Below are 20,687 nucleotides of genomic sequence, written 5' to 3'. Positions count from 1 at the left end.
CCCCATCCCTCTGGTGTTTTTGTTAGGGACGGATTCTGGAGGCAAAAGTCTCCAACGCGACAAGACTGGACTGCCGCATGGTTACCAAGCGCAACTGTCGAGCTGGTTCCTCATTTTTATGAGGAGTGTCGGCTATCGAGATAACCGAGTAGGAACTGTCCGCTCGGAGGCTCAGGCCCGGTGCGCGTCGGCCACAGCTTCACCCACCTGCGCCGGAAACGAGAACGCGAACTCGGTCCCCTCCGCGCTGCAGGAGCGCACCTGCACCTGCCCGCCGTGCGCCTGCGCGATCGCACGCACGATGAACAGCCCCAGGCCGACGCTGCGGGCCGAGCTGTCGCCGTCCTCCACGCCGCGCACCATGGGCTCGAACAGGCGGCCGAGGGTGTGGGAGGGAATCGGCTCCCCGCAGTTGTGCACGGCCAGCCGCGCGATGCCCGACGCATCCACCGACGACGCCACGGTGACGGGGGTGCCCGGCGTGCCGTAGGCCATGGCGTTGCCCACCAGATTGCCCACGAGCTGGGCGATGCGGTCCGGGTCGGCGCTGGCCGCTCCGCCGCCGCGGGGTGCGTGTTCGATGGTGCGGCCGGGGAAGGCCTCGGCCAGTTCCTCGACGATCCGGGCGGCCAGCTGGTGCAGGTCCACCGGCTGGCGCGAGACCTTCAGCCCGGAGCCGAGGCGCACGACGGTGAAATCCAGCAGGTCGGCGATCAGGCGGCGGGCGCGCTGGCCGGCGCGGGTGATGTTGCCCAGCATGCGCCGCGACGCATCCGCCGGATCGGCGGCCTGGCGGGTGAGCTTTTCGGTGGCGAGCAGGATGGTGGCGAGCGGGTTGCGCAGGTCGTGGCTGACGATGCCCACCATCTGCTCCGCGAACACGGCGCGGTCTTCCGCGAGCGCGCGGCCGTGCTCCGCTTCGGTCACGTCGCTGAAGATGCCCACGAACTCCATCAGCGAGCCGTCCTCGGCGCGGAAGCCCTGGCCCGATGACACGAGCACGCGGCGCTGGCCCGCCGCGTCCACGAGGCGGTGTTTGAACTGGTAGGGCTCGCCGCTCCTCAAGGCATGGTCGAGTGCGGCGCGGTCGGCCGCGCGGTCCTCGGGCACGAGGTGGGCCACGAACTCCTCTTCGCCCACGGGGCGCCCCGGGTCGAGGCCGAGCAGGGTGGCCACGTCCGCGCCGAAACGCCGCCGGCCGGTGGCCGGGTCCAGGTCCCAGACATGGATGGCGCCCGACTGCATGGCCTGCCGCAGCCGCGACTGCGAGGCCTGCAGGGCCTGCTGGGCCTGGCGCTCCTTGGCCACCATTTCATCCGCGCGCTTGCGGGCGGCCAGCAGTTCGCGCTCGTACTTGTTGCGCTCTTCGGCCACCATGACGGCGACCTCGTCGTAGGTGCCTTGCGGCGTGACGCGGCGGTTCGCGTTGAGCAACACGGGGAAGGTGCCGCCGTCCCTGCGGCGCATGTCCAGCTTGACCTCGGAGATGGAGCCCTGCATCTCCAGCATCGGCTGCCAGTGGGTCTGGTGGAACATGCGCCCGCCCACGTTGAACAGCTCCTGCAGCTTCTTGTGGCCCACCAGCTCCTCGGCCGGCAGGCCGGTCCAGCGGCACAGGGTCTGGTTCGCGCGCAGGATGAGCCCGGTGGTGCTGGTCACCAGCAGGCCGCAGGGCATCTGGTCGAACAGCGCCTCGGTGCCGGGCAGCGCCGGCCGGGGTTGGGCCGACACGGCTAGTACCCGATCGCCGCGAAGAATTCGTCCATCGTGGCGCTGCTCGCGCTGGGTGCGCTCAGGTGCGGGCAGTGCCCCACGTTGTCGACCAGGCGCAGGGTGCTGCGCGGCAGGTGGCGGTGCATGTATTCGCCCACCGACAGCGGGGCGATGAAATCCTCGGTGGACTGGATGATCAGCACGGGTTCCTGCAGCTTCGGCAGATCGGCCCGGTTGTCCGAGAGGAAGGTGGCGCGCGCGAAGTCGCGGGCGATGTCCGGGTCGGTGCGGCAGAAGCTCTGGTTCAGCTCCTCGGCCAGTTCCGGGCGTTCGGGTGCGCCCATGATGACGGGCGCCATGTTGCTGGCCCAGCCCAGGTAGTTGGATTCGAGCGTGTCCAGCAGCGAATCGACGTCCTCGCGGGTGAAGCCGCCGACGTAGTCGCCTTCGTTGATGTAGCAGGGCGAGGGCCCGATCATCACGTGGCCCGCGATCCTGCCGGGCGCGTGCAGGCCCGCCAGCATGCCGATCATCGCGCTCACCGAATGCCCGACGAAGATCACCGGGCCCGGGGCGAACGCGTCGATGACCTCCAGCACGTCGCTGGCGTATCCCGCGAGCGTGCCGTATTTGTCGGGATCGTAGGCCTGGAGGTCGGACAGGCCGCTGCCGACCATGTCGAAGGTGACGACCTGGAACCGCGAGGCGTATTCCGGCGCGAGCAGGCGCCACATGTTCTGGTCGCAACCGAATCCATGGGCGAACACGAGGCTGGTGGGGCCGCTGCCCCGGATCTTCACATTGTTTCTTCGCCCGACCGAGACCGACATGGGAACTCCTGGTGATGCGCGCGCGCAGCAGACGCGCTCGACCGCAGTGATTATGGGTGATCCGCCGTGCGGCATGCGCGGCTATGGCCGGGGTCCGCGCGGGGGAACACGGGCGGCGATTCGCTCCGGCATGCCCGCCTTCGCCCGCCGCGTGCCTTGCGGACCCGGTGGTCCGTAGATTGGGGCAGCCGGGGATGCCTCCCCCGGGCCGCGAGCCCGGCTTCCTCTTCCTTCGCCAACGCCATCCCCACTGCTGCGCGCCATGCATCCCTCCTCCCCGCGCCCGACGTCCGTGCCCTCCGCCACCACCGCACCAGTGCCCGGGGCGGCGCCCCGTGCCGTGGCCGCCGGGGAGGTGTCCCGTGGGCCGCGCAGCTCCCGGCCGGCCCCCGACACCGGACCCCTGGGCCCGCTGCGCCGGTCGTGCTCCTTTCCCTCGCCGCAGGCGCCGGCACCGTCCCCGGGTCCGCCGCCGGATGCTGCCGCCGCTGCCGATGCCTTCCGGGCCCGCAGGCCGTCGGCCGAGGCGACCCCCATGGGCTGCTCCAGCGTCCTTGCGGAGGCGGCGCCCGGGGCTGCGGATGGGCGCGCATACCGGAGGTCCGTGCCGCTGCCGGCACACGCGCTGCCCGTGCTGCACAGTGCCCAGGACATGGTCCGCGCCCTGCTGGAGCCTACGCAGGCGCGCGATGCGGCCGTGGTACGACAGCTGCGCCGCAATGCGCAGGTGCTTCTCGACAAGGGCATCGACACGCCGGAGAAACTGCAGCGGTTTCTGTCGGACGCATGGCGCCACGATGCGCTGCTGGGCTTCGCGGGCCTGGGCTTCAGCAACGGGGCAGGGTACATGGCGGGGATCACGGCCGCCAACGAGAAGCTGCTCTCCCTCATGCCCGCGGATCTGCTGCGCGACCCCGCGCGGCTGGGGCTGCTGGCCGGGCTGGGCATCGGCGCGCTCGATATGCTGGTGAAGGCGGTGGGCAACGCCGTGATCGCTCCGCGCTTCTACAACGGTGTCTCGGGGCTGGAACGGTTGCCCGGCGTGCTGCGCCCCCACATGCATGCCGAGCGCATCAGGAACGTCGGCCTGTCGGTCGGATTCAGCGTCGCCAAGAACCTGCCCCGTGTGGCGGAGCCTCTGGTGCAGGCCGCCATCGAAGGCCGGGGCGACCACAGCGTGAACCGTGTGTGGGCGGACCGCATCGACGCCTCGCTGCTCGACGGCTTCGGAGGCATGCTGGCCGCTGGGGCGCGCGGCGTGCACACGCTCTCGCAGGCGGTTCCCTACGACGCGCGCATGCTGCTGCGCAGTGACCTGGGCGACGTGATAGACCGGATGCGCCGGCCCTGGAGGAAATCGCTCCGGGGGATCGGCCCCGCCGCGCTGGAAGGCGCGGCATCGCTCGTGACCTCTCCTGTGCCGGTGGCGGTGGTGGCCACGGTGGGATGCTTCGTCGCCGAGCTGTTCGCCGCCGGCGCGACCATCGACCGTGCCGGCACACCCGCCGGCATGCCTGCCGACCGTGCAGACGCCGGCATGCTGTCGGCCAAGCGGGCGTCATCGGTGCTGCTCATGGCATTGATGTCCGGCACCATCGAGTTGGGGGTTCCCTGCGTCGCCGGGGGCGGCGCCTACGTGGCCCGCACGGTCCGCGAAGGCCTGCGGCGCACGTCCTGCGATCTCATGGCCTGGGCGCGGCACCGCTTTGGCGCGCAGCCCCTGCCGGACATCGAGGCCGGACGGCGATCCTGACTCCGCGCCGCCTGGCCTCTGCCACCCTCTCCGCACAGCGCTCCGCGGTGCGCCGCCTGCGTGTTTTCCCGGAGAAAGATTGGATGCTAATTAGTTGACATCTAAATCATCTATTCCTAAAGTTGTCTCCGAGGCCCGACGGCCCTGGAGACCAGCGCATGAAGATCGTTTGCATCGGCGGCGGCCCGGCGGGCCTGTATTTCGCGCTGCTCATGAAGCAGCAGAACCCCGCCCATGACGTCACCGTGGTGGAGCGCAACAAGCCCTACGACACCTTCGGCTGGGGCGTGGTGTTCTCCGACGCCACCATGGACCACATGCGCACCTGGGACCGCGAGACGGCCGACGAGATCCAGGAGGCCTTCAACCACTGGGACGACATCGAACTGCGCTTCAAGGGCCGCACGATCCGTTCGGGCGGGCACGGATTCGTGGGCATCGGGCGCAAGAAGCTGCTCAACATCCTGCAGGCGCGCTGCGAGCGCCTGGGCGTGCGGCTCGTGTTCGAAACCGATGCCACCTCGGACGAGGACTATCCCGATGCCGACCTCGTCATCGCGAGCGACGGCGTCAACTCGCGCATCCGCGGCCGCCATGTGGACGTGTTCCAGCCCGACATCGTCACGCGGCCCAACCGCTACATCTGGCTGGGCACGCACAAGCTGTTCGACGCCTTCACTTTCGACTTCCAGCGCACCGGGCACGGCTGGTTCCAGGCGCACATCTACAAGTTCGACGACCGCACCACGACCTTCATCGTCGAATGCCCCGAGGCCGTGTGGAAGGCCCACGGGCTGGACCAGGCCAGCCAGGAGGAGTCCATCGCTTTCTGCGAGAGGGTGTTCGCCGATACGCTGGAGGGCGCGCCCCTGATGAGCAACGCGCGGCACCTGCGCGGCTCCGCGTGGCTCAATTTCCAGCGCGTGGTGTGCGGGCAGTGGTGGCTGCGCAACCGCTGCGGCAGCCATGTGGTGCTGATGGGCGATGCGGTGCACACGGCGCATTTCGCGATCGGCTCGGGCACCAAGCTCGCGATCGAGGATGCGATCGAACTCGCGCGCCAGTTCCAGCGGATCGGCGGTGGCACGGAAGACATTCCCGCGGTGCTGGCGGCCTACCAGGAAGCGCGCCGGGTGGAGACGCTGCGCATCCAGAACGCGGCCTGGAACGCGATGGAGTGGTTCGAGGTGTGCGGCGACCGCTACTGCGACCAGCTGGAGCCCGAGCAGTTCATGTATTCGATGCTCACCCGCAGCCAGCGCATCAGCCACGAGAACCTGCGGCTGCGCGACGCGGGCTGGCTCGAAGGCTACGAGCGCTGGTTCGCGCGGCGTGCGGGCGTCGAGGTGCCTGAGGGCCATCGCCCGCCGCCGCCGATGTTCACGCCGTTCACCGTGCGCGGCGTGGCGCTCAAGAACCGCATCGTGGTCTCGCCGATGGCGCAGTATTCGGCCGAAGACGGCCTGGTGGGCGACTACCACCTGGTGCACCTGGGCGCGCGCGCACTGGGCGGCGCCGGCCTCGTGTTCGCAGAGATGGCCTGCGTGAGCGCCGAGGGCCGCATCACCCCGGGTTGCCCGGGCCTCTACCGGCCCGAGCACACGGCGGCCTTCCGGCGCATCGCCGACTGGATCCATGCGCACAGCGATGCGAAGTTCGGCATCCAGATCGGGCATGCGGGAGCGAAGGCGTCCACGCGCCGGGCCTGGGAGGGCATCGACCAGCCGCTGCCGGAAGGCAACTGGCCGATCCTGTCCGCCTCGCCGCAGCAGTACCTGGAAGGCGTGAGCCAGCAGGCGCGTGCGATGACGCGCGACGACATGGATGCGGTGCGCGATCAGTTCGTCCAGGCCGCGCGCGCCGCCCATGCTGCGGGTGCGGATTGGCTGGAGCTGCACTGCGCGCACGGCTACCTGCTGTCGAGCTTTCTCTCGCCGCTCACCAACCAGCGCAATGACGACTACGGCGGCCCGCTGCAGAACCGCCTGCGCTATCCGCTGGAGGTGTTCGCGGCGGTGCGTGCCGCCTGGCCGCAGGACAAGCCGCTGTCGGTGCGCATCTCCGCCCACGACTGGGTGGAGGGGGGCACTACGCCGCAGGATGCGGTGGAGATCGCCCGCGCGTTCAAGGCGGCGGGCGCGGACATGATCGATTGTTCCTCGGGCCAGGTGAGCAAGCGCGAGAAGCCGGTCTATGGCCGCATGTTCCAGACGCCGTTCGCCGACCGCATCCGGCAGGAGGCGGGCATCGCCACCATCGCCGTCGGTGCGATCAGCGAGGCCGATCATGCCAACAGCATCCTGGCCGCCGGCCGCGCCGATCTGTGCGCCGTGGCGCGGCCGCACCTCGCCAACCCCGCCTGGACGCTGACCGAAGCCGCGCGCATTGGCTATACCGCGGTGGAGTGGCCGCGGCAGTACCGCTCCGGCAAGCAGCAGCTGGAAGCGCATTTCGAGCGCGAGAAGTCCCTGGCGGCGTCCACGGGTGGAAAGGGCTGAAGCGATGGAGCAGTCGCCTTCTTATTTACCGTCCCGCTCTCCGGGGCACGCCGTGGTCACCGGCGGCACGCGCGGCATCGGTGCCGCCATCGCCCGCCGGCTCGTGGCCGACGGCCTGCACGTCACGGTGCTGGGCCGCAGTGAACAAGCCGCACATGCCTTCGCCGCCACCGATGCCGGGCACCTGCACGGCGTGGCCGCCGACGTGGCCGATGCGCACCAGGTGGCGCGTGCCTTCGCCGCTGCCCGGGAACGCTTCGGCCCGGTGCAGGTGCTGGTGAACAATGCCGGCCAGGCGGAGAGCGCGCCGTTCCTCAAGACGGACGCGCAGCTCTGGCAGCGCATGCTGGACGTGAACCTGACCGGAACGATGGTCTGCACGCAGGTGGCGCTGCCGGGCATGCTGGAGGCGGGCTGGGGCCGCATCGTGAACGTGGCCAGCACGGCGGGGCAGGTGGGCTATGCCTACGTGGCCGCCTACTGCGCGGCCAAGCACGGCGTGATCGGCCTCACGCGCGCGCTGGCGCTCGAACTGGCGGCGAAGGGCGTCACGGTGAATGCCGTGTGCCCGGGCTACACCGATACCGACATCGTGCGCGAGAGCATCGACCGCATCGTCGCCAAGACCGGCCGCAGCGCCGAGGCGGCGCGCGAGGGCTTCGTGCGCGCCAATCCGCAGGGCCGCCTGGTGGCGCCCGACGAGGTCGCCGATGCGGTGGCCTGGCTGTGTACCGAGGCGGCGCGGTCCGTGAACGGGCAGTCCGTGTCGGTGAGCGGCGGGGAGGTCATGTGAGCGCGCGGGCGAAAAAGGCGAACCCCGCCGCGACCACCCGCCAGCAGAGTTTCCGCCTCGTCCAGGCCCTGGGCGAAGAGCATATCGGCCTGGAGGCCCGCGCCCAGGCCGGCGACCACCTCGACGTCAAGATCTGGCTGCGCCTGCTCGCCTGCAGCACCCAGATCGAGCAGCAGATCCGGCAGTGGCTGCGTGCCCGCTTCGACACCACGCTGCCGCGCTTCGACTATCTCGCCCAGCTGGACCGCCATCCGGACGGGCTGCGCATGAACGTGCTCTCGCGCTTCCTGATGGTCACCGGCGGCAACGTCACGGGCCTGACGGACCAGCTCGTGAAGGAGGGGTTGGTGGAGCGCACGGAAGACCCGGAAGACCGCCGTTCCTGGCGCGTGCGCCTGACGGACCAGGGCCGCGAGGATTTCGCCGCCATGGCGGGCGAGCACGAGCGCTGGCTCGGCGGGCTGTTCGAGGGCCTGCCCGCGGCCACCAAGGACGCGCTCTACCAACACCTCGGCGACCTGCGGGTGCATCTGGTGCAGCGCCAGATCGCCGGCGGGTCCTCCCTGTCCGCAGCGTCCGGCGCGCCCGCCGGCGATGCCACGAAACCCATTCCGAAACGCAGCAGGAAACCCCTTTCATGACCGAATCCCGCATCGATTCCCGGCTCGTCGCCGGCAACCGCCGTCCGCTCGCCGGCTACCGGGCCGAGCACTTCCTGTGGGACGTGCAGGCCGGCGTGGCCACGATCACGCTGAACCGCCCCGGGCGCAAGAACCCGCTCACCTTCGACAGCTACGCCGAACTGCGCGACCTGTTCCACGGCCTGCGGCTGGCCGACGACGTGCGGGCGGTGGTGCTGGTGGGCGCGGGCGGCAACTTCTGCTCGGGCGGCGACGTGCACGAGATCATCGGCCCGCTGGTCGCCCTGAAGGCGCCCGAGCTGCTGATGTTCACCCGCATGACGGGCGAGCTGGTCAAGGCCATGCGCACCTGCCCGCAGCCGATCGTGGCGGCGGTGGACGGCGTGTGCGCCGGCGCGGGCGCGATCATGGCGATGGCCTCCGACCTGCGCCTGGGCACGGCGCGCAGCAAGACGGCCTTCCTCTTCAACCGCGTGGGGCTGGCGGGCTGCGACATGGGCGCGTGCGCGATGCTGCCGCGCATCGTCGGCCAGGGCCGCGCGAGCGAGCTGCTCTACACCGGGCGCAGCCTGGGCGGAGAGGAAGGCGAGCGCTGGGGCTTCTTCAACCGCCTCTGCGCATCCGACGCACTGCTGCCCGAGGCGCAGGCGCTCGCCACGCAGCTGGCCGAGGGGCCGGCCTTCGCCAACGGCATCACCAAGACCATGCTGCACCAGGAGTGGGCCATGACCATCGAGCAGGCCATCGAAGCCGAGGCGCAGGCGCAGGCGATCTGCATGCTGACGGAGGATTTCTCGCGTGCCTACCATGCGTTCGTCGCCAGGCAGAAGCCGCGTTTCGAGGGGAACTGACATGGCGGACGTCACCTATCTCGACTGGCCGTTCTTCGAGCCGCGGCATGCGCAGCTGGCGCGTGATCTGGATGCCTGGGCACGGGTCCACCTGCATGCGGAGCACGGCCCCGACGTGGACGCCGAATGCCGTGCGCTGGTACGCGCGCTCGGCGATGGCGGCTGGCTGCGCCACGCCGTGGGCGAATCCGGCGCCGCGATCGACACGCGCACGCTTTGCCTGATCCGCGAGACGCTGGCGCGCCATTCGGGCCTGGCGGATTTCGCGTTCGCCATGCAGGGCCTGGGCAGCGGGGCGATCAGCCTGCACGGCACGCCGGAGCAGCGCGCGCGCTACCTGGAGCGCGTGGCGCGCGGCGAGGCGATCGCCGCCTTCGCGCTGTCCGAGCCCGAAGCCGGGTCCGACGTCGCGGCCATGGGCTGCACGGCCCGCGCTGAAGGCGACGGCTACGTGCTCGACGGCGAGAAGACCTGGATCTCCAACGGCGGGATCGCCGACTTCTACGTGGTGTTCGCGCGCACCGGCGAGGCACCGGCGGCGCGCGGCATCAGCGCCTTCATCGTCGATGCGGACACGCCGGGCTTTTCGATCGCCGAGCGCATCGAAGTCATCGCGCCGCACCCGCTCGCGCGGCTGCGCTTCGACGGCTGCCGCGTGCCGGCCGCGCGGCGCCTGGGCGCGCCGGGCGAGGGCTTCAAGGTGGCGATGCGCACGCTGGACGTATTCCGCACCTCGGTGGCCGCCGCGGCGCTGGGCTTCGCGCGCCGCGCGATGGACGAGGCACTGGCGCGTGCCACCACGCGCCGCATGTTCGGCGGCGTGCTGGCCGACTTCCAGCTCACGCAGGCGAAGCTCGCGCAGATGGCCACGGCCATCGACAGCGCGGCGCTGCTCACCTACCGCGCCGCTTGGCTGCGCGACCGCGGCGCCGTGGTCACGCGCGAGGCCGCCATGGCCAAGATGACGGCCACCGAGAACGCGCAGCAGGTGATCGATGCGGCCGTGCAGCTCTTCGGCGGGCTGGGCGTGGTCAGCGGCCAGCCGGTGGAACGGCTCTACCGCGAGATCCGCGCGCTGCGCATCTACGAAGGGGCGACGGAGGTGCAGCAGCTCATCATCGGCCGTGATCTGCTCAAGTCCGCGGCCGCCGCAGCGGGCCCCGACCGCCGCTGACGCGGCTCGCCCGGCACGACGACCGATCCCCTCGCTCCGCCCACCGGATTGGACAAGGAAGACGCCATGCATGCCAGCGCCCATGTCGATACCTTCGCACGCGACCGCCTGCCGCCGCCCGCGCAGCAGCCCGAGTACCTGTTCGCGCTGCCCGAACTGCAGTTCCCCGAGCGCCTCAACTGCGCCGATCCGCTGCTGGACGTGCACGTGCGCGAAGGCCGCGGCGGGCGCCCCTGCATCCGCGCACCGGGCGGCCTGTGCTGGACGTATGCCGAGCTGCAGGAGAAGGCCCACCGCATCGCCAACGTGCTGGTGCACCGCATGGGGCTGCAGCCCGGCAACCGCGTGCTGCTGCGCGCGCCCAACAACCCCATGCTTGCGGCCTGCTGGTTCGCGGTGATGAAGGCCGGCGGCATCGCCGTGGCCACCATGCCGCTGCTGCGGGCCAAGGAGCTGAAGGCGATCATCGACATCGCCCAGGTTACGCATGCGCTCTGCGACGCGTCGCTGGCCGAGGAACTGGCGCTGGCCGCGGCGGAGCCCGGCTCGCCGCTGCGCGCGGTGCGCCACTTCCACGATGCCGGACCCGAAGGCCTGGAGGCATTGATGGCCGGGGCTTCGGCCGAGTTCACCAACGTCGACACCGCCTCCGACGACTGCTGCCTGCTGGGATTCACCTCGGGCACCACGGGGGTGCCCAAGGCGACGATGCACTTCCACCGCGACGTGATGGCGATCTGCCTGTGCTGGCCGCCCCATGTGCTGCGCCCGCGCGCGGACGATGTGTTCATCGGCAGCCCCCCGCTGGCCTTCACCTTCGGGCTGGGCGGGCTGCTGCTGTTCCCCCTGCACGTGGGGGCCTGCGCGGTGCTGCTGGACAGGGCCGGGCCCCCGCAGTTGCTGCAGGCGATCCAGGAGTTCGACGCGACGGTGCTGTTCACGGCGCCCACTTCGTACCGCACGCTGGCCGCCGAGGGCGCGCTGCTGCGCGGCACGCCGCTGCGCAAGTGCGTGTCCGCCGGGGAGGCACTGCCCGCCTCGACGCGCGCGCTCTGGAAGGAAGCGACCGGCATCGAGCTGATCGACGGCATCGGTGCCACCGAGATGCTGCACATCTTCATTTCCCACGACGAGGCGGGGGCGCGGCCGGGTGCCACGGGCCGGCCCGTGCCGGGTTACCGGGCCCGCGTGGTGGACGACGCGGGCCGCGAGGTGCCGCCGGGCACCATCGGACGTCTGGCGGTGCAGGGCCCCACGGGCTGCCGCTACCTGTCGGACCCGCGCCAGCAGGCCTACGTGCAGAACGGCTGGAACCTCACCGGCGACGCCTACCGGATGGACGCCGACGGCTACTTCTTCTACCAGGCGCGCACCGACGACATGATCGTCTCGGCCGGCTACAACATCGCCGCGCCCGAGGTCGAGGAGGCGCTCATGGCCCATCCCGCCGTGGCCGAATGCGCGGTGATCGGCGTGCCGGACGACCACCGCGGCCAGATCGTCAAGGCGTTCGTGGTGCTGCGGCCCGGCACCGCGGCGGACGGGTCCACCGTGCAGCTGCTGCAGGATTTCGTCAAGCGCACGGTCGCTCCGTACAAATACCCCCGCGCCGTGGAATTCATCGAACGGCTGCCGCGCACGCCGACGGGCAAGCTGCAGCGCTTTAAGCTACACGCCCCGGCGTGATGCCGGCGCGCGACGCCTTCCCGTGTCCCGCGCGATCCATCCCCTCCATCCACTGCCTGCCGCCCACTGCCAAGGAGCCTTCGATGCCATTCCTCCCGTCCCGCGCGCACCGCCCCTCGACACGCGCCGCCGCCCTCGGCGCCGCCATCGCCCTGCTGGCCGGCGGCGCCCAGGCGGCGGACCAGGTCAAGGTCGGCCTGCTGACCACGCTGTCGGGCCCGGGATCGGGCCTGGGCATCGACATCCGCGACGGCTTCCAGCTCGCCGTGAAGCAGGGCGCCGGAAAGCTCGGCGGCCTGCCGGCCGAGGTGACGGTGGCGGACGACCAGCAGAGCCCCGACGCGGCCAAGCAGACGGCCGACCGGCTCGTGAAGCGCGAGCGCGTCGATTTCATGACCGGCATCGTGTTCTCCAACGTGATGCTGGCCGTGGGCCAGCCGGTGTTCCAGTCGCGCACCTTCTACATCAGCGCCAACGCCGGGCCGTCGCAGTACGCGGGGGCGCAGTGCAATCCCTACTTCTTCAGCGCCTCCTACCAGAACGACAACATGCACGAGGCCGTGGGCAAGACCGTGCAGGACCGCGGCTTCAAGAAGGTGGCGCTGCTCGCGCCCAACTACCCGGCGGGCAAGGATGCGCTCGCCGGATTCAAGCGCTACTACAAGGGCGAGGTGGTGATGGAGGCCTACACCCCGCTGAGCCAGCTCGACTACGGCGCGGAGCTGTCCAAGATCCGCGCCTCGGGCGCCGATGCGGTGTTCGTGTTCCTGCCGGGCGGCCTGGGCGTGAACTTCGTCAAGCAGTTCACCGGCGCCGGGCTGGGCAAGGAGATGAAGCTGTTCGCGCCGGGCTTCTCGGCCGACGAGGACGTGATCCGCGCGGTGGGCGATGCCATGGTGGGCATCTTCAACAGCTCGCAGTGGGCGCACGACATGGACAACGCCGCCAACAAGCGTTTCGTGGCCGACTTCCAGAAGGAATACGGCCGCCTGCCGACGCTCTATGCCGCGCAGGGCTATGACGCCGCCCGGCTCATCGACGGTGCCGTGCGCCGCGTGGGCGGCAAGCTGGAAGACAAGGCCGCGCTGCGCAAGGCGCTGGAGGCCGCGCCGTTCGAATCCGTGCGCGGGCCGTTCCGCTTCAACACCAACCACTACCCCGTGCAGGACTACTACCTGCGCGAGGTGGTGAAGGACGGGCAGGGCCGCATCACCAACAAGACCGTCGGCCGCGTGTTCGAGGCGCATGCCGACGCCTACGCCGGCGAATGCCGCATGCCTTCCTGAGGCCGTGAGGCGGTCGCGCGCATGACGGGGCTCCTGCTTCTCGAGCAATCGCTCAACGGCCTGCAGTTCGGGCTGATGCTGTTCCTGCTGGCCGCCGGCCTCACGCTGGTGTTCGGCATCATGGACATGATCAACCTGGCGCACGGCTCGCTCTACATGGTGGGCGCCTACCTGATCGCGTCCATCGCCACGGCGTCGGGCTCATTCTGGATCGGCCTCGCGGGCGGCACGCTCGCCACGGCGGCGATCGGCGTGCTGCTGGAGGTGTCGGTGCTGCGGCGCCTCTACCGGCGCGACCATCTTTCGCAGGTGCTGGGCACCTTCGCGATCCTGCTCATGGCCAACGAGGCCGTGCGCATGGTATGGGGTTCTCAGCCGGTGGCGCTCAATCCGCCGCCGGCGCTCGCCGGCCCGGTGGAACTGCTGCCGGGCTTCTCCTACCCGGCCTACCGTCTGTTCATCATCGGCGTCGGGCTTGCGGTGGCGCTGCTGCTCTATGTGCTGGTCACGCGCACGCGCATCGGCATGCAGGTGCGCGCCGGCGCCTCCAACCGCGAGATGGCGATGGCCATGGGCACCAACGTGCGCCGGCTGTTCACCGGCATCTTCGCGCTGGGCGCAGCGCTCTGCGCGATCGCGGGCGGCATGCTCGGGCCGCTGCTGGCCGTGCAGGTGGGCATGGGCGAGAGCATTCTCATCCTGGCCTTCGTGGTGATCGTGATCGGCGGCATCGGCTCCATCCGCGGCGCGCTGGTGGGGGCGTTGCTGGTCGGGCTGGTGGACACCGCCGGCCGCACCCTCGTGCCGCTGCTGGCCGAGCGCCTGCTGGGGCCCGCGGCCGCGGCGGGCGCGGGCCCCGCCGTGGCCTCGATCCTGATCTACGTGCTGATGGCGGCGGTGCTGTTCTGGAAGCCGCGCGGCCTGTTCCCCTCCCATGGCTGAAAGCACCATGCCGCCCACCCCATCCCATCCCCCCAGCCTGCTGGACCACGGCCTGCACCCGCGCTGGAGCATCCCGCTGCTGGTGCTGCTGGCGCTGCTGCCCACCATCGCGCAGGCGCTGGACGAGGGCTTCTACATCGGCGTCGCGAGCCGCATCCTGGTCTTCGCGCTGGCCGCCACCAGCCTGAACCTGATCCTCGGCTTCGGCGGCATGGTCAGCTTCGGGCATGCGGCCTTCGTCGGCGTGGGCGCCTATGCGGTAGGCATCCTGATGCAGGAGGGCATCGCTTCTGCGTGGATCGCCTGGCCGGCCGCCGTCGCCGCGGGCGCGCTGTTCGCCTTCGTGATCGGCCTGGTCAGCCTGCGAACGCAGGGCGTGTACTTCATCATGATCACGCTCGCGTTCGCGCAGATGCTGTTCTACCTGATGGTGTCGCTCAAGGCCTATGGCGGCGAGGACGGTCTCTCGCTCGCGTCGCGCTCGCAGGTCGGCCCCTGGCTCGATCTGACGGATGACGCGCGCTTCTACTACTGCGTGCTGGCGATCTGCGTGCTGGTCTTCATCGGCCTGGCGCGGCTGCTCAACGCCCGCTTCGGCCACGCGCTGCAGGGCATCCGCGAGAACGAGACGCGCATGGCCGCGCTCGGCGTTCCCGTCTACCGCACCAAGCTCGCGGCCTTCACGCTCGCGGGCGCCATCGCCGGGCTCGCGGGCGCGCTGCTGGCCAACCAGGCCGGCTTCGTGAGCCCCGCGGCGCTCCAGTGGAGCCAGTCGGGCATGCTGATGGTGATGGTGATCCTGGGCGGGGTGGGGCGGCTCTACGGCGGCTTCGTCGGCGCGGTGGCGTTCCTCCTGATCGAGGAGGTGCTCGCGGCCCACACCATGCACTGGCAGTTCGGCCTGGGCGCGGTGCTGCTCGCCGTGGTGCTGGTGGCGCCCAACGGGCTGCTGAGCCTCGCGCGCGCCCGGGCTGCGAAGGCGGGGCGGCCATGAGCGCGCGCGTCCTCCTGCGGACCGAGCAGCTGGTGCGCCGCTTCGGCGGGCTGCTCGCCACCGACCATGCGGACCTGTCGGTGCTCGAAGGCGAGGTGCATGCGCTCATCGGCCCCAACGGCGCCGGCAAGACGACGCTGATCCACCAGCTCTCGGGCACGCTGGCGCCCACCAGCGGGCACATCCACTTCGACGGGGCGGACATCACCGGCCTGCCGATCCATGCGCGGGTGCGGCGCGGGCTGGTGCGCTCCTACCAGATCACCAGCGTCTTTCCCCGGTTGCCGGTGCTGGACAACCTCGCGCTCGCCGTGCAGGCGCGCACCGGCGGCGCCCGCGGGTTCTGGCGCCCGGCGCGCGCGGAGGGCGAACGCTATGCCGAGGCGCGGGCCGTGGCGGAGCGCGTCGGCCTGGGCGATCGATCGTCGCAACTGGCCGGCGCGCTGTCGCACGGCCAGCAGCGGCAGCTCGAAGTGGGGCTGGCGCTGGCGCTGCGGGCCCGGCTGCTGCTGCTCGACGAACCGATGGCCGGCATGGGCCCGGAGGAATCCGAGCGCATGGTCGGCCTGCTGCAGGGGCTGCGCGGCGAGGTCACCCTGCTGCTGGTCGAGCACGACATGGACGCCGTCTTCCGCCTGGCCGACCGCATCTCGGCACTCGTTGCGGGCCGCGTGATCGCCACCGGCAGCCCGCAGGAGATCCGCAACGATCCCGGCGTGCGCCGCGCCTACCTGGGCGACGAACTGGAGGAGGCCACGCCATGAGCGCATTGCTCGAAGTCGAAGGGCTCGAAGCTGCCTACGGCAGCAGCCAGGTGCTGTTCGGCATCGCATTCGACATCCGTGCCGGCGAGGTCGCCACGCTGCTCGGCCGCAACGGCATGGGCAAGACGACCACGGTGCGTGCGCTGCTGGGGCTCACGCGCGCGAAGGCCGGATCGGTGCGCTTCCGCGGCGAGCGCATAGAGCGGCTGGCGCCGGACCGCATCGCCCGCATGGGCCTCGCGGTGGTGCCCGAGGGCCGGCAGATCTTCCCCAACCTCTCGGTGCGCGAGAACCTCGTGGCGTTCGCCGCGCGCCGCAATGCCGCCGCCGATCCGTGGACGCTCGACCGCGTGCATGCCCTGTTCCCGCGGCTGGCCGAGCGCGCCTCGCACATGGGCGGGCAGCTCTCGGGCGGCGAGCAGCAGATGCTGGCCATCGGACGCGCGCTCATGACCAACCCGCACCTGCTGGTGCTCGACGAGGCGACCGAGGGGCTGGCGCCGCTGGTCCGCGAAGAGATCTGGCGCTGCCTGGACGCCCTGCGCGCGCAGGGCCAGACCATCCTGGTCATCGACAAATACGTGCGCCGTCTCGTGCGGCTCGCCGACCGCCACACCCTCATCGAGCGTGGCCGTGTGGTGTGGCAGGGCGATTCGGGCGCGCTCGCGGCCGACCCGGCGCTGTGGGAGGGCTACGTGGGCGTGTGACCCGGCGCAAGAGCGATGACGATTTTTCGAGAAACGAACGGACAGGAGATTCGCATGCAAGTCCTTCTTCCCCCCGGATGGCCCCGGCCCAAGGGCTACTCCAACGGCGTCGCGGCGCGCGGCCGCATGGTCTTCGTGGCCGGCATGATCGGCTGGGATGCGCAGGGCGTGTTCCATACCGACACGCTGTGCGGCCAGGTGCGGCAGGCGCTGCAGAACATCGTCGAGGTGCTCGCGGAAGGCGGCGCGCGGCCCGAGCACATCGTGCGCATGACCTGGTACGTGACGGACAAGAAGGACTACGTGGCCTCTCTGCGGCAGATCGGCCAGGACTTCCGCGAGATCATCGGCAGCTTCAACGCGGCGATGACGGCGGTGGAGGTGTCGGCGCTGATCGAGGACCGCGCCAAGGTGGAGATCGAGGTCACGGCCGTGGTGCCGGATTGACGAGCAGGAGCCCCCGATGGCGATGACGCTCCCCCACGGCTTCGCGAACCAGCAGGAAATCGACGACGCCTACGACCCCTTGAAGCGCGCGCACGATGCCGCCGCGTCGAACCGGCATTTCGCCGAACGCAGCGAGGCCACGCGCCAGTCGCTGCCGTACAGGCCTGCCGTGCCCTACGGCCCCACGCGGGCGGAAACGCTGGACATCTTCCCGGCCGACCGGGCCGGCGCGCCGGTGTTCTTCTTCATCCACGGCGGCTACTGGCGCGCCCGCAGCGCACGCGACTTCAGCTGCGTGGCGCAGGGCCCGCATGCGCTGGGCTTCGCCACGGTGGTGGTGGACTACGCGCTGTGCCCTGCCGTCACGATCGACGAGATCGTGCGGCAGGTGCGCGCCGCGGCGGCCTGGGTGGTGCGCCACATCGGCGAGCATGGCGGCGACCCGGCCCGCATCGTCGTCGGCGGGCATTCGGCGGGTGGGCACCTGGGCGCGATGCTGCTGTGTACGCCCTGGGAGGAAGACTACGGCCTGCCGGCCGACCCGTTCGCGGGCGCGGTGCTGGTGAGCGGCCTCTACGACATCGCGCCGCTGCGCTACAGCTACCTGCAGCCCGCGATCCAGCTGGACGAGGGCACGGTGCGCCGCAATTCCCCCGTGCTGCATGCGCGGCCCAGCGCCACGCCGGTCACGCTCTGCTGGGGCGCGGCCGAGCAGGAGGCCTTCGCGCAGCAATCCCAGGGCTTCCACGCCGCGTGGCGCGCGGCCGGCAACGCGGCCGAGCTGCAGCCGATGCCGGGGGCCGACCACTTCGACGCCGTGCAGGCGTTCGAGGACCCGGCCAGCCTGCCGTGCCGTGCCCTGGCGCGGCTGGTGGCGGGATAGCGGCGGGATAGCGGCGGGGTAGCGGAGGAATAGCGAAGGGATAGCGAAGAGGCCGCAGGCCTCCGGTCAGAGCCGGCGCAGCCGCTGCAGCGCCTCGCGCAGCGTCTCGTCGCGCTTGGCGAAGCAGAAGCGCACCACGCGCTGGTCGAACCCGTCGCCGTAGAACGGCGACAGCGGGATGCCGGCCACGCCGATCTCGCGCGTGAGCCACTGGCAGAACTCCACGTCGCCCAGGTCGCTCACCTGCGAGATGTCCACGCACTGGAAATAGCTGCCCGTGCTCGGCAGCAGCTTCAGGCGGGAGCCTTCCAGCCCCTGGCGGAACAGGTCGCGCTTGGCCTGGTAGAAGGCCGGCAACTGCAGGTAGGGCGCCGGATCGGCGAGGTAGGCCGCCAGCCCATACTGCACGGGCGTATTCACCGTGAACACGTTGAACTGGTGCACCTTGCGGAATTCGGCCATGAGCGGCGCGGGCGCGACCACGGTGCCCACCTTCCAGCCCGTGACGTGGAAGGTCTTGCCGAAGCTCGACACGATGAAGGCCCGCGCGGCCAGCCCGGGAAAGCGGGCGGCGCTCTGGTGCTCGGCACCGTCGAACACCATGTGCTCGTAGACCTCGTCGCTGATCACCACCACGTCCGTCGGCGCGAGCAGCGCTTCGAGCGCCCGCATGTCCTCGTCCGTCCACACGGTGGCCGAGGGGTTGTGCGGCGTGTTGATGAGGATCGCGCGCGTGCGCGGCGTGAGCGCTGCGGCGATGCGGCCGAAATCCGGGCGGAAGGTGCCGGGCGTGAGCGGCACGCGCACCGCCGTGCCGCCCGCCAGCTCCACGTTGGGCACGTAGCTGTCGTAGCAGGGATCGAGCACGATCACTTCGTCGCCCGCCTGCACCACCGCCAGGATCGCCGTCAGGATGCCCTGCGTCGCGCCCGCCGTCACGGTGATCTCGGTGTCCGGCGAGTAGGCCCGGCCGTGCAGTGCCTCGATCTTGCGCGCCACCGCCTGGCGCAGCGCCGGCACGCCCGGCATCGGCGGATACTGGTTCTGCCCGGCGCGCATCGCATGCGCCACGGCATCGACCAGGGCCGGGTCGCAGTCGAAATCGGGGAAGCCCTGGCCCAGGTTCACGGCCCCGTGCTCCGCCGCCAGGGCGGACATCACGGCAAAGATCGTCGTGCCCACCTGGGGCAGCTTGCTCGGAAGGGCCGGCGTGCGCGCGGCAGCGGTGGTGGTCATGTGCTTGGCAGGAAAGGGAAGGAAAAAGTCAGCGTCTCAGAGTTCGTAGTCGTTCACGTGCCCGGTCATCGCGCGCGCGACGAGTTCGCGGCTCAGCCGGTCGCTCAGCAGCTCGGCGAAGCGGTACACGAAGTTGCGCAGGTACGCGCCGCGCTTGAACGCCACGCGCGCCACGCTCTGGCCGAACAGGTGGCCCACGGGGCGCACCACCAGATCGCCGAGCGGATCGTCGCGCATGGCCATCTCGGCCACGATGCCGACGCCCAGGCCCAGCCGCACGTAGGTCTTGATCACGTCCGAATCGATCGCCTCCAGCACGATGCGCGGCTGGAGCTTGCGCGCCGCGAACGCCTGGTCGATCTTGCCGCGGCCGGTGAAGGAGGGGTGGTAGGTGATGAGCGACTCGTGGGCGATGTCGTCCACGCTGATGCGTTCACGCTGCGCGAGCGGATGGCCCGTGGGCATCACCAGCACGTGCTGCCATTCGTAGCAGGGCAGGGTGACGAGGTCAGGATAGTCCGCGAGCGATTCGGTGGCCATGCCGATCTCGGCCACCTCGTCGATCACCATGCGCGCCACCTCGTGCGGCGTGGCCTGGTGCAGGCTCACGTTCACCTTCGGATAGGCCTCGCGCAGCTTCGCCACGGGCACCGGCAGCACGTAGCGCGCCTGCGTGTGGGTGGTGGCGATGCTCAGGGTGCCGCTGTCCTGCGCGCTGAACTGCTCGCCGATGCGCTTGAGGTTGCCCACCTCGCGCATGATGAGCTCGATGCTTTTCAGGACGTGCTGGCCCGGCTCGGTGATGCGCTTGAGCCGCTTGCCGTGGCGGGCGAAGATGTCCACGCCCAACTCCTCTTCCAGCTCGATGATGGCCTTGGACACCCCCGGCTGCGACGTATGGAGCGCCTTGGCGGCTTCCGTCAGGTTGAGGTTGCGGCGGGCGGCTTCCTGGACGAAGCGGAACTGGTGCAGGTTCATATCTGATTGCTGCTAAAGATGGTTGCAATTATGCGGCAGCCATCTAAGCCATGCCGGCCTGGCGGTGGAAAACCGTGGCATGCGCCGCTGGCGCCAGGGTCCGTGCCGCCGGAAGGATGCGGGCGGGGCGGGGTGGGCCGCCTCCGGTGGCGTGCTCAGCGGCCGGCCGCGATCTCGGCCATCAGCGCCGTCATGCGCGGGTCCTCGCCGATGGCGCCCTGCACGATGACCTCCATTTCCGGATGCTCTTCGCGCAGCGCCTGCACGAGCAGGGGCAGGTCTTCCCGCGCATGCTTGCCCGTGCCCAGGAACATCGGCACCACCGTGAGCCGCCGCACGCCCCGGCCGGCCAGCCCGCGCACCGCCGTGGGCAGGTCGGGCTCGGCCAGTTCGAGGTAGGCGCAGCACACCTGCGTGCCGGGCACCTGCTGCCGCATGCGGGCTTCCACCGCTTCGATCGGCGCGCGCCACAGCGGATCGCGCGAGCCGTGGGCGAACAGCACCACGCCGT

The 20,687-nt window shown here is 70.6% G+C and carries 19 protein-coding genes; 14 read left to right on the top strand and 5 right to left on the bottom strand.

Translation table 11 applies throughout. From position 1 onward, the window contains the following. Window positions 1–171 precede the first annotated feature (171 nt). Both Q9R47_RS00610 and Q9R47_RS00605 read right to left on the bottom strand, forming a co-directional pair. Window positions 172–1,731 (bottom strand): ATP-binding protein, encoded by a 1,560-nt coding sequence (locus Q9R47_RS00610; protein ID WP_311231326.1) that lies wholly within the window; start codon window positions 1,729–1,731, stop codon window positions 172–174. Window positions 1,732–1,733: 2 nt separating this feature from the next. Beyond that, window positions 1,734–2,543, bottom strand: a complete 810-nt coding sequence (locus tag Q9R47_RS00605; RefSeq protein ID WP_311231325.1) for an alpha/beta hydrolase — start codon at window positions 2,541–2,543, stop codon at window positions 1,734–1,736. A gap of 604 nt (window positions 2,544–3,147) precedes the next feature. Between Q9R47_RS00605 and Q9R47_RS00600 the strand changes: the two genes are divergently transcribed. The 14 genes from Q9R47_RS00600 (at window position 3,148) to Q9R47_RS00535 (ending at window position 17,962) form a co-directional block, all read left to right on the top strand. Continuing rightward, on the top strand, window positions 3,148–4,296 hold the full coding sequence (locus Q9R47_RS00600) for a hypothetical protein (RefSeq protein ID WP_311231324.1): 1,149 nt from the start codon (window positions 3,148–3,150) through the stop codon (window positions 4,294–4,296). Window positions 4,297–4,454: 158 nt separating this feature from the next. After that, complete coding sequence (locus tag Q9R47_RS00595; RefSeq protein ID WP_311231323.1) at window positions 4,455–6,794, top strand: bifunctional salicylyl-CoA 5-hydroxylase/oxidoreductase; 2,340 nt, start codon at window positions 4,455–4,457, stop codon at window positions 6,792–6,794. 4 nt (window positions 6,795–6,798) lie between these two features. Further along, complete coding sequence (locus Q9R47_RS00590) at window positions 6,799–7,587, top strand: SDR family NAD(P)-dependent oxidoreductase (RefSeq protein WP_311231322.1); 789 nt, start codon at window positions 6,799–6,801, stop codon at window positions 7,585–7,587. Beyond that, the gene (locus Q9R47_RS00585) at window positions 7,584–8,228 is read left to right on the top strand and encodes a MarR family transcriptional regulator (RefSeq protein WP_311231321.1); all 645 of its coding nucleotides are present in this window, start codon (window positions 7,584–7,586) and stop codon (window positions 8,226–8,228) included. Before Q9R47_RS00590 ends, Q9R47_RS00585 begins: the two co-directional genes overlap by 4 nt. Then, the gene (locus tag Q9R47_RS00580; RefSeq protein WP_311231320.1) at window positions 8,225–9,079 is read left to right on the top strand and encodes an enoyl-CoA hydratase family protein; all 855 of its coding nucleotides are present in this window, start codon (window positions 8,225–8,227) and stop codon (window positions 9,077–9,079) included. The genes Q9R47_RS00585 and Q9R47_RS00580 overlap by 4 nt, the downstream gene beginning before the upstream one ends. A 1-nt stretch (window position 9,080) precedes the next feature. Beyond that, window positions 9,081–10,253 carry an acyl-CoA dehydrogenase family protein gene (locus Q9R47_RS00575; RefSeq protein WP_311231319.1) on the top strand — a complete coding sequence of 391 codons (1,173 nt, stop codon included), beginning with the start codon at window positions 9,081–9,083 and terminating at the stop codon, window positions 10,251–10,253. A gap of 66 nt (window positions 10,254–10,319) precedes the next feature. Beyond that, on the top strand, window positions 10,320–11,939 hold the full coding sequence (locus tag Q9R47_RS00570; protein ID WP_311231318.1) for an AMP-binding protein: 1,620 nt from the start codon (window positions 10,320–10,322) through the stop codon (window positions 11,937–11,939). An 83-nt stretch (window positions 11,940–12,022) separates the two neighbouring features. Beyond that, window positions 12,023–13,225 (top strand): ABC transporter substrate-binding protein, encoded by a 1,203-nt coding sequence (locus Q9R47_RS00565; RefSeq protein ID WP_311231317.1) that lies wholly within the window; start codon window positions 12,023–12,025, stop codon window positions 13,223–13,225. A 21-nt stretch (window positions 13,226–13,246) separates the two neighbouring features. Next, on the top strand, window positions 13,247–14,167 hold the full coding sequence (locus tag Q9R47_RS00560; RefSeq protein WP_311231316.1) for a branched-chain amino acid ABC transporter permease: 921 nt from the start codon (window positions 13,247–13,249) through the stop codon (window positions 14,165–14,167). 7 nt (window positions 14,168–14,174) lie between these two features. After that, complete coding sequence (locus Q9R47_RS00555) at window positions 14,175–15,161, top strand: branched-chain amino acid ABC transporter permease (RefSeq protein ID WP_311231315.1); 987 nt, start codon at window positions 14,175–14,177, stop codon at window positions 15,159–15,161. Further along, window positions 15,158–15,925 carry an ABC transporter ATP-binding protein gene (locus Q9R47_RS00550; RefSeq protein ID WP_311231314.1) on the top strand — a complete coding sequence of 256 codons (768 nt, stop codon included), beginning with the start codon at window positions 15,158–15,160 and terminating at the stop codon, window positions 15,923–15,925. Before Q9R47_RS00555 ends, Q9R47_RS00550 begins: the two co-directional genes overlap by 4 nt. Further along, on the top strand, window positions 15,922–16,632 hold the full coding sequence (locus Q9R47_RS00545; protein WP_311231313.1) for an ABC transporter ATP-binding protein: 711 nt from the start codon (window positions 15,922–15,924) through the stop codon (window positions 16,630–16,632). The genes Q9R47_RS00550 and Q9R47_RS00545 overlap by 4 nt, the downstream gene beginning before the upstream one ends. A 54-nt stretch (window positions 16,633–16,686) precedes the next feature. Then, window positions 16,687–17,079, top strand: a complete 393-nt coding sequence (locus Q9R47_RS00540) for a RidA family protein (RefSeq protein ID WP_311231312.1) — start codon at window positions 16,687–16,689, stop codon at window positions 17,077–17,079. Between the two features lie 16 nt (window positions 17,080–17,095). After that, entirely contained in the window at window positions 17,096–17,962 is an 867-nt protein-coding gene (locus tag Q9R47_RS00535) for an alpha/beta hydrolase (protein ID WP_311231311.1), read from the top strand. 66 nt (window positions 17,963–18,028) lie between these two features. On the opposite strand, the gene Q9R47_RS00530 is transcribed toward Q9R47_RS00535, so the two are convergent. The 3 genes from Q9R47_RS00530 to Q9R47_RS00520 all read right to left on the bottom strand — a co-directional run bounded on the left by Q9R47_RS00530 (window position 18,029) and on the right by Q9R47_RS00520 (window position 20,676). Next, the gene (locus Q9R47_RS00530; RefSeq protein ID WP_311231310.1) at window positions 18,029–19,198 is read right to left on the bottom strand and encodes a pyridoxal phosphate-dependent aminotransferase; all 1,170 of its coding nucleotides are present in this window, start codon (window positions 19,196–19,198) and stop codon (window positions 18,029–18,031) included. Between the two features lie 36 nt (window positions 19,199–19,234). Beyond that, entirely contained in the window at window positions 19,235–20,176 is a 942-nt protein-coding gene (locus Q9R47_RS00525) for a CysB family HTH-type transcriptional regulator (protein ID WP_311231309.1), read from the bottom strand. A 155-nt stretch (window positions 20,177–20,331) separates the two neighbouring features. Further along, window positions 20,332–20,676 carry a CbiX/SirB N-terminal domain-containing protein gene (locus Q9R47_RS00520; RefSeq protein WP_311231538.1) on the bottom strand — a complete coding sequence of 115 codons (345 nt, stop codon included), beginning with the start codon at window positions 20,674–20,676 and terminating at the stop codon, window positions 20,332–20,334. Window positions 20,677–20,687: the final 11 nt, after the last annotated feature.

The sequence above is a fragment of the Acidovorax sp. PRC11 genome (assembly GCF_031844105.1).
Taxonomy (GTDB): domain Bacteria; phylum Pseudomonadota; class Gammaproteobacteria; order Burkholderiales; family Burkholderiaceae_C; genus Paracidovorax.
This window is presented reverse-complemented; position numbering and strand designations above follow the sequence as displayed.